The organism is Alteromonas sp. S167, from assembly GCF_036864375.1.
Lineage (GTDB): Bacteria > Pseudomonadota > Gammaproteobacteria > Enterobacterales > Alteromonadaceae > Alteromonas.
Genome location: NZ_JAZETR010000028.1, coordinates 1 through 1213 on the forward strand (window position 1 = coordinate 1; position 1213 = coordinate 1213).

At 41.8% G+C, this 1213-nt stretch carries 1 protein-coding gene; it reads left to right on the plus strand.

The window, feature by feature from the left end; genetic code table 11:
• Nucleotides 1-232 precede the first annotated feature (232 nt).
• Nucleotides 233-1183, plus strand: coding sequence for an IS110 family transposase (locus V7R35_RS17770; RefSeq protein ID WP_334016220.1), 951 nt, complete (start codon nucleotides 233-235; stop codon nucleotides 1181-1183).
• Nucleotides 1184-1213 lie beyond the last annotated feature (30 nt).

Below are 1213 nucleotides of genomic sequence, written 5' to 3' on the forward strand. Positions count from 1 at the left end.
TTGTATGGATAATTCTTCCCTAAATACACCGACATTCCTTTTCGAAGATGGGTAAAGTGAGGCCCAGACTTTGGCTGCAACCAAAGTTGGCTGTGTAGTAGTTCGGCGATTGAGTGGCTCCTCATTTGAGAGACCGATAACAAACTCGAACGCTACACGGTACTCCAAGCAACATACTCGAATAGTCGACTGGGCCCCGAGCTCGCATTTAGCAAACCAGAGTTAGCTTATTATGAATAAAACCGCAGTGCAAAACATAAACGTGGGTGTAGATACCGGAAAGGATTTTCTTGATATTCATATTCGTCCACTGAATGAATATTTCAAAGTCAGTAATGACAAGAAAGGCGTAGCAGAAGCAACAAAACGCCTTCGAAAATTGAATATTGAACGTGTTGTAATTGAATCTACAGGTCGTTACGAGGCTCTTTTTGTTAGTGCTTGTGCAAAGGCGGATATACCTTTCAGCATAGTCAATCCAGTTCACGTAAAACGTTTTGCAGGAGCCATAGGACAAAGAGCTAAGACGGATAAGTTGGATGCGGCGTTGATAGCTCAATTCGGTGAGGTAATACAACCTAAGCTATCTAGGCTGAAGCCAGAGAATATGCAGAAGATGGCAGATATTGTTAGGCGTAGAAATCAGTTAATAGAGATGCAAACTAAGGAAAAGAATCGTCTGCAGATTATGTCAAAGGCCATTCAGCCCAACATAAAAGCGATGCTTGTACTTTTGAAAAAGCAAATAAATAAGATGAATGATGAGCTAGCAAAACTGATAGAAAGTTGCCCGGAATACAGAGCGAAGAGTGAGCTAGTGCAGAGTATGCCAGGCATAGGAAAAATATCAGCCGCAGCATTAATTAGCTATCTACCGGAACTTGGCTTGATGAATAGCAAACAAGTTGCATCACTTGTTGGTGTTGCACCGATGAACAAAGAAAGTGGTAAATACAAGGGAAAGCAAGTTACTCAAGGTGGGCGTCACCAAGTCCGTACCGTTCTGTTTATGGCGATGATGTCAGCCATGCAGTGCAATCAAAAATTTAAGGCGTTTTACGAGCGCTTAGTTGAAGCGGGAAAACCGAAAAAAGTTGCAATCATAGCTTGCGTGAGAAAGATGGTGATCATCTTAAATTCAATGGTAAGAGATGGCGTCATGTGGGAAGAAAAAACAGTTTAAATTCAAGGTTGACGCCATAGTCGTTTGTTA